Consider the following 7,427-nt stretch of genomic DNA (forward strand, 5'->3'; position numbering starts at 1 on the left):
GCGCGACCGGCGAGGTCGGCACGCTCCCGACCACGCACTCCCCCCCCCTCCTCCCCCCCCCCCCCCCCCCCCCCCCCCCCCCCCCCCCCCCCCCCCCCCCCCCCCCCCCCCCCCCCCCCCCCCCCCCCCCCCCCCCCCGCGCGGGCTACTCCTGCTTCTTGCGCCGGGTCCCGAAGACGATCTCGTCCCAGCTGGGCACGGCCGCCCGGCGCCCCGGCCGGACCCCGTCCGCCTCGGCCTGCCGGTCGGTGGTGCCGGTGAGCCGCTCGCGGTGGCCCGCCACCGTACGCGGCATCAGCACGTCCGCGTACGCCGCGCCGGCACCCGCCGATGCCGCCGCGGCCGGGGGCTCCTCGGACTCCGGCTCCTCGGCGGGAGGCTCCGTGCGGTCCGGCACCACGAGGTCGCCCCGGAAGCTCGGGACCGCCTCCAGCAGGCTGGTCAGCGTGTCCCGTTCCTCCTCGGGCTCCGGCGCGGGCGGCGGGGCGGGCCGGCTCTCGGGCCGTTCCAGCTGCCGGTCCAGGGCGCGGTCCAGCGGCCGGTCCCGGGGCAGCCGGGCGATCCTCGGCACGAACGGGAAGCTCGGCTCCGGGGTGGAGGGCAGGTCGTCGGCCTCGCCGATCAGGGAGCGGGCCTCGTCGTCCACGGCGACGACCAGCCGGCGCGGCGGGTCGTAGGACCAGCTCGCCGAGTGCGGTTCGCCCGCCACCCGGTAGACCAGCAGCACCTCCCAGGTGCCGTCGTCGCGGCGCCAGGAGTCCCACAGCACGGAGTCCTTGTCGGCCCCGCGCAGCGTGAGGCGCTCCTGCACGGCCTCGCCGAGCTGCGGTCCGGTGTTCTCGCCGGGCCGGCGTACGGGGGTCTTGCGGGCCCGCTCGGCCATGAAGGCGCGCTCGGCCAGCACCGGACCCTCGAAGCGGCGTACCCGGTCGACCGGGATGCCGGCGAGCTGGGCGACCTCCTCCGCGGAGGCACCGGCCCGTATGCGGGCCTGGATGTCGCGGGGGCGGAGGTGGCTCTCCACCTCGATCTCGATCTGGTTCAGGCGCGCGCGGTCATTGCGCACGGCAGCCCGCAGCCGCTCGTCGATCGGAAGCGTGTACTCCGTGCTGTCCGCAGCCTTGAGCACCAGTCGTGTTCCGTCATTCGAGACGGCCACGACACGCAGTTCGGGCATGGGGACCTCCCGGGTGGTGCCTGCCGACGTCACGTGCGTCGCTGCTTCCGCTAGTCGAGTGTGGCCTGCCCGGGTGCAGCCTGCCACAACCTTGCCGAGTTAAACCGGCGTGTCGGGCATGCGCCCTTGATCGACGTTATGGCACGGTTACCTGTTGGGCACGCACAGTGACCAAGTGGTTACTGTGTGCAGCAGGAGCCCGTGCGATACCGCGGTATCACCGGTCTTGAGTGCCGTTTCTCCATCAGCCGGCCCCCTCTCCCGGGTCCGGACAGCCGTGAGGAAGGACGGTCCCAGGGCTCGCCACAGTACTCCATTCGGGCCACCCGGGTGGACCGCCGCGCCGCCGAACTTGTCCCGGGCGGCGGGAGTTGGCCTGCCCGGAATCGGGTCGGCATCCGGGTCCACCTGCGGACGTGGCCGTTTTCGGGTGTCCTGCTTCACAGAATCCGCAGAAACGGAACTTTCCATTTCGCTCAGGGGTCAGTAACAGCTGGAAGAGGAGAGGCGCGAGAGGCGGGACACACAGGGGATGGCGATGGGTCGGAAGGCGGCGAACCGCACGCGGGCGGACCACCCGGGGGATCCGCGGGAACCACATGACCCGGCGAACCCGGCGAACCCGTCGGAACAGGGGCGCAGGAAGCTCGACCTGAGCGTGACCCAGGTCGCGGGCAGCTCGCTCGCCACCGTCGCGGCCGCCCTGCTCGCCTCGAAGATGGGCGTCTACGGGACCATCCTCGGCGCGGGCGTGGTCAGCGTGGTCGCCACCGCAGGCGGGCCCGTCATCCAGCACCTGTTCCGCCGCACCGGAGACCAGCTGCGCGAGGGCGCCCGTCCCAGGGCCCGTCAGGTCCCGCTGCCCGACGGGGATCCGGGCCCCGCGGCCCAGCCCCCGGGGGAGTTCGGGGACGCCACCGTGCACGGCACCCGCGTACGGGGCTGGAAGCGCACGGCGGTGGCCTCCGGCGCCGCCTTCGCCCTCGCCCTCGGAGGCCTCGGGACGTACGAGGCCTTCGCGGGCACCTCGGTCAGCAGCGACGGCCGCACCCTCTGGTCGGGCGGCTCCCGCACCGCCCCCGACCACGAGCCCGCCCCGCCGAAGCCGGACCCGGAGGGGGACGGCAAGGGCGGGACGGGCCGGCGGGGCGGGCCCGTCGGCAAGGAGGGCAAGGGCGCGGAGGAGGGGACGGGCGGGAAGACCCCGGGACCCGGCACCTCCCCGAGCCCCTCCCGCCCGCACGGCGGCCGGAGCCCGGCCCCCGGCCCCAGCCCTTCCGGGCCGACGGAGCCGACCCCCGCCCCGACCCCCTCGAAGCAGACCCCGGAGCCCGGCCCGACCCCGGGCTCCGGCGGCGCGGGAGGCGGCGGGGAGCCGTCGTCCAGCGCCCCTTGAGCGGGGATCAGTCCCCGAGGACCCGCCTCAGGTAGTCGTTGGCGAACAGCCGGTCCGGGTCCAGCCGGTCCCGCAGCGCGGTGAACTCGGCGAAGCGCGGGTAGACCGCGGCGAGCTGTTCCGCGTCCCGGCTGTGCACCTTGCCCCAGTGCGGCCGTCCCCCGTGGGCGGTGAAGATCCGCTCGGCCGCCGTGAAGTAGGCCTGGTACGGGGTGCCCCGGTACATGTGCACCGCGATGTACGCCGTCTCCCGCCCCGAGGCGGTGGACAGCGTGATGTCGTCCGCCGGAGCAGTGCGCACCTCCACCGGGAAGCTGATCCGCAGACCGGAGCGCTCGACCATGGTCTTGAGCTCCCGCAGCGCCTCGACCGCCCGCTCGCGCGGAAGGGCGTACTCCATCTCCACGAACCGCACCCGGCGCGGGCTGGTGAACACCTTGTAGGGGATGTCCGTGTAGGTGCGCGCCGACAGGGCGCGGCTGGCCACGCGGGCGATCGAGGGGATGGCCGCCGGGACGGCGCGGCCCAGGGAGTTGACGGCCTGGAAGAGGCCGTTGGAGAGCAGCTCGTCCTCGATCCAGGCGCTGACCGCGCCGGGCGGGGCGGCGGGGCCCTGGCTGCGGTTGTTGCGCTTGGTGTTGCAGTTGCCGGTGTGAGGGAACCAGTAGAACTCGAAGTGCTCGTTCTCCGCGACGTGCTGGTCGAACTCGGAGGTCACCTGCTCGAAGCGCATCGGCTCCTCACGGGCGGTCAGGAAGAAGAGCGGCTCCACCGCGAAGGTGATCGAGGTGACGATGCCCAGGGCCCCGATGCCGATCCGGGCCGCCGCGAAGACCTCGGGGTTCTCCTTCTCCGAGCAGGTCATCAGCCTGCCGTCCGCCGTGACCAGCTCCAGAGCGCGGATCTGGGCGGATATGGAGGCCGAGTCGCGGCCGGTGCCGTGCGTGCCGGTGCCGGTGGCGCCCGCGACCGTCTGCTCCATGATGTCGCCCATGTTGGCGAGCGAGAGGCCCTGCCGGGCCAGCTCCCGGTTCAGGTCCTTGAGGGCGGTGCCCGCCGCCACGGTGACGGTGCCGGCCGCCCGGTCGACCGACAGGATCCCGGTGAGGGCGTGCGGCCGTACGAGCACCCCGTCGGTCGCGGCCGCCGCGGTGAAGGAGTGGCCGGTGCCGACCGCCTTCACCCGCAGCCCTTCCCCGGCGGCCCGGCGGACCGCCTCCTGGAGCTCCCCGGCCGAGGCCGGAGTCACCACGCGCGCGGGCGTGGCGCGGACGTTGCCCGCCCAGTTACGCCACGCGGCCGGTGCGTTCTTCGCTGCTGCTGCTGTCCCCGACGTCGCCATCGCTGGCAGGCTCCTCCCCTTGCGCCGGCCTCGTCAGCCGGCGGTAACCCGCGAACGCCACCGCCGCCGCGGCCACTCCCGAGGAGATCGAGACGACGAACCCGCGCTGGGCCCCGGCCGCGTCGATGACCAGACCGGTTACCGAGGAGCCGGCCGCGACCCCGACCGCCAGGCCGGTGCTGATCCAGGTCATGCCCTCGGTGAGCTTCGCGCGAGGTACGTGCGCTTCGATCAGGGCCATCGTGGTGATCATCGTGGGAGCGATGGCGAGGCCCGAGACGAAGAGCGCCACGGCCAGAAACGGAAGGTTCCCGGCCAGTAGGAGGGGGATCATACTCACGGCCATGGCGCAGATGCCCAGTACCCAGCGGCGTTCGGCCTTGCCCTTCAGGTGCAGCAGACCGAAGACGATTCCGGCGATACAGGACCCCGCCGCCCAGATCGCCAGGATGAAGCTGGCGGACGACTTGCTGCCCTGCTCCTCGGCGAAGGCCAGAGTGGACACGTCGATGGATCCGAAGATCGCGCCGGTCGCCACGAAGGTGGCCGTCAGCACCTGGAGGCCGGGGGAGCGCAGGGCCGAGGCGCGGTCGGCGTCGGGGCTGCGCGGATGCGGGGCCGGCTCGGTGGAGCGCTGGGCGGTCAGCAGCCAGACGCCGACGAGCAGGCAGCCGGCCGCGATCACCGGTCCGGCCTCGGGGAACCAGGTGGTGGACAGGCCGATGGCGAGGATCGGGCCGAAGATGAAGCACACCTCGTCGATCACGGACTCGAAGGAGTACGCGGTGTGCAGCTCGCGCGGGGAGTCCCGGTAGAGCTCGGTCCAGCGGGCGCGGACCATCGAGCCGACGCTCGGCACGCAGCCCGCGACGGCGGCGAAGGCGAAGAGGGTCCAGTCGGGCAGGCCGTTCGCGGCGGCCAGGACCAGGCCGGTTACGGAGGCGGTGGAGATCAGGGTCGCGGGGCGCAGCACCCGCCGCTGTCCGTACTGGTCCACCAGGCGGGAGACCAGGGGGCCGATGAACGCGGCGGCGAGGGCAAGGGTGCCGGTGAGGGCGCTGGCCATCGCGTAGCGGCCGGTCATCTCCGAGATCATCGTGAGGATACCGACGCCGACCATGGATATCGGCAGCCGGCCTATGAGGCCGGCGGCGCTGAACCCCTTGGTGCCGGGGGCCGCGAAGATCGCGCGGTAGGGACTGGGCAAGGTGGCTCCGTAAGGGACGTCATCGGCCCATACAGGTTACGACTGCCGACATGGCACCCGCATGGGGAAAAATCAACGCTTCAACTTAGGGTTACCTTACCTACGCCGCGTCCGGGATGCGGACCGGCCGGTTCTCCCCGGCGGAGCCCGAGTGGCAGGATTCGAGGCATGTCAGACCAGCTCCGTGCCCCCGACGCGCCCGTGGCCGAAGGCCTCGCCGCCCCCTACGACGCCCTCCTGCTGCTGTCCTTCGGCGGCCCCGAGGGGCCCGACGACGTCGTGCCGTTCCTGGAGAACGTCACGCGCGGCCGGGGCATCCCGCGCGAGCGGCTCAAGGAGGTCGGGCAGCACTACTTCGGCTTCGGCGGGGTCAGCCCGATCAACGCGCAGAACCGCGAGCTGCTGGACGCCCTGCGCAATGACTTCGCCGAGCACGGGCTGGACCTGCCCGTCTACTGGGGCAACCGGAACTGGGCTCCGTACCTGACCGACGTGATGCGGGAGATGGTGCGCGACGGCCGCCGCCGCATCGCCGTCCTCGCCACCAGCGCGTACGCCTCGTACTCGGGCTGCCGCCAGTACCGCGAGAACCTCGCCGACGCGCTCGCCACCCTGGCGGAAGAGGGCCTGGAGCTGCCGCGCGTGGACAAGCTGCGGCACTACTTCAACCACCCCGGCTTCGTGCAGCCCATGATCGACGGGGTGCTGGCCTCGCTCGCGGCACTGCCCGCCGGTGTCCGGGACGGCGCCCGCCTGGCCTTCACCACCCACTCCATCCCGGACTCCGCGGCCGACACCTCCGGCCCGGTCGAGGACCACACCGAGGGCGGCCGGGGCGGGGCCTACGTCAAGCAGCACCTCGACGTGGCCCGCGTCATCGCGGACGCCGTGGCGGTGGAGACCGGCACCGCGCACCCCTGGCAGCTCGTCTACCAGTCCCGCAGCGGCGCCCCGCACATCCCGTGGCTGGAGCCGGACATCTGCGACCACCTGGAGGCCCTGCACGCCGACGGCGCGCCCGCCGTGGTCATGGTGCCGATCGGCTTCGTCTCCGACCACATGGAGGTCCTGTACGACCTCGACACCGAGGCCAGGGCCAAGGCGGCCGAGCTGGGCCTGCCGGCCGAGCGCTCCGCGACCGTCGGCGCCGACCCCCGCTTCGCCGGGGCGGTACGGGAACTCGTGCTGGAGCGCGCCGCCCGCGAGCGCGGGGAGCGGCCGCAGGAGTGCTGGGTGGGCACGCTGGGGCAGAGCCACGACCTGTGCGCGGTGGGCTGCTGCCCGGCCCGCGCGCCCCGGCCGGCGGCCGCCGGCACGGACAGCCCGTACGCGTAGGGGGAAGCGTGATCCCGCAAGAGCTGAAGGCCGAGCTGCTGGACGTGGCCCTGGAGGCCGCCCGGCGGGCCGGGGAACTGCTGCGCGACGGCCGGCCGGCCGATCTGGCGGTGGCCGCGACGAAGAGCAGCCCGATCGACGTGGTGACCGAGATGGACATCGCCGCCGAGAAGCTGATCACCGGCGTCCTCGCCGAGCGCCGGCCCGCTGACGGGCTGCTGGGCGAGGAGGGCGCCGACAGCCCCGGCACGAGCGGGGTGCGGTGGGTCGTCGACCCGCTGGACGGCACCGTGAACTACCTCTACGGGCTCCCGAGCTGGGGCGTGTCCATCGCGGCCGAGTACCGGGGCGAGACCGTGGTGGGCGTCGTGGCGGCGCCGATGCGCGGGGAGACGTACCACGCGGTGCTCGGCGGCGGGGCCTGGTCGGGCGCCGCCCGGCTGGCCTGCCGGCCTGCCGCGCCCCTGGACCGGGCGCTGATCGCCACCGGCTTCGCGTACGTCCAGACGAGGCGGGCCCACCAGGCAGAGGTCGCCGGGCGGATCATCCCGCTGGTGCGGGACATCCGGCGCGGCGGTTCGGCGGCGCTCGACCTGTGCGACGTCGCCGCGGGGCGCCTCGACGGGTACTGGGAGCGCGGCCTGAACCCCTGGGACCTCGCCGCGGGCGAGCTGATCGCCCGCGAGGCGGGCGCCCTGACCGGCGGGCGGCCCTCGGAGCCGGCCTCGGGGGAGCTGGCGCTGGCGGCCACCCCGGCGGTCTTCGCCCCACTCCAGCGGCTGCTGGAGGAAGCCGGGGCCTGGCACGACTGAGGCGCACGCCCGCACGGCCGCCGAGGGGCCGCCGACGGCACCGGGCCCCGGCCGCCGACGGCACCGGGGGGGGGGGGGGGGGGGGGGGGGGGGGGGGGGGGGGGGGGGGGGGGGGGGGGGGGGGGGGGGGGGGGGGGGGGGGGGGGGGGGGGGGGGGG

6 protein-coding genes are annotated in these 7,427 nt (G+C 74.3%); 3 read left to right on the forward strand and 3 right to left on the reverse strand.

The genetic code is table 11. From position 1 onward, the window contains the following. Nucleotides 1-145: 145 nt before the first annotated feature. A complete protein-coding gene (sepH, locus tag ACZ7IF_RS34650) occupies nt 146-1,177 on the reverse strand; it encodes a septation protein SepH (RefSeq protein WP_470979990.1) in 1,032 nt (343 codons plus the stop codon). Between the two features lie 658 nt (nt 1,178-1,835). On the opposite strand from sepH, the gene ACZ7IF_RS34655 reads away from it, so the two are divergent. Continuing rightward, nucleotides 1,836-2,573, forward strand: a complete 738-nt coding sequence (locus tag ACZ7IF_RS34655) for a hypothetical protein (RefSeq protein WP_470979993.1) — start codon at nt 1,836-1,838, stop codon at nt 2,571-2,573. 7 nt (nt 2,574-2,580) lie between these two features. On the opposite strand, the gene ACZ7IF_RS34660 is transcribed toward ACZ7IF_RS34655, so the two are convergent. Further along, nucleotides 2,581-3,915 (reverse strand): D-arabinono-1,4-lactone oxidase, encoded by a 1,335-nt coding sequence (locus tag ACZ7IF_RS34660; protein WP_470979996.1) that lies wholly within the window; start codon nt 3,913-3,915, stop codon nt 2,581-2,583. Further along, a complete protein-coding gene (locus ACZ7IF_RS34665) occupies nt 3,860-5,122 on the reverse strand; it encodes an MFS transporter (protein WP_470979999.1) in 1,263 nt (420 codons plus the stop codon). Before ACZ7IF_RS34665 ends, ACZ7IF_RS34660 begins: the two co-directional genes overlap by 56 nt. A 168-nt stretch (nt 5,123-5,290) precedes the next feature. On the opposite strand from ACZ7IF_RS34665, the gene ACZ7IF_RS34670 reads away from it, so the two are divergent. Continuing rightward, nucleotides 5,291-6,457, forward strand: coding sequence for a ferrochelatase (locus ACZ7IF_RS34670; protein ID WP_470980002.1), 1,167 nt, complete (start codon nt 5,291-5,293; stop codon nt 6,455-6,457). An 8-nt stretch (nt 6,458-6,465) separates the two neighbouring features. Next, nucleotides 6,466-7,269, forward strand: coding sequence for an inositol monophosphatase family protein (locus ACZ7IF_RS34675; RefSeq protein ID WP_470980005.1), 804 nt, complete (start codon nt 6,466-6,468; stop codon nt 7,267-7,269). The last annotated feature ends 158 nt before the right edge of the window (nt 7,270-7,427 follow it).

The organism is Streptomyces sp. NPDC037421, from assembly GCF_055602105.1.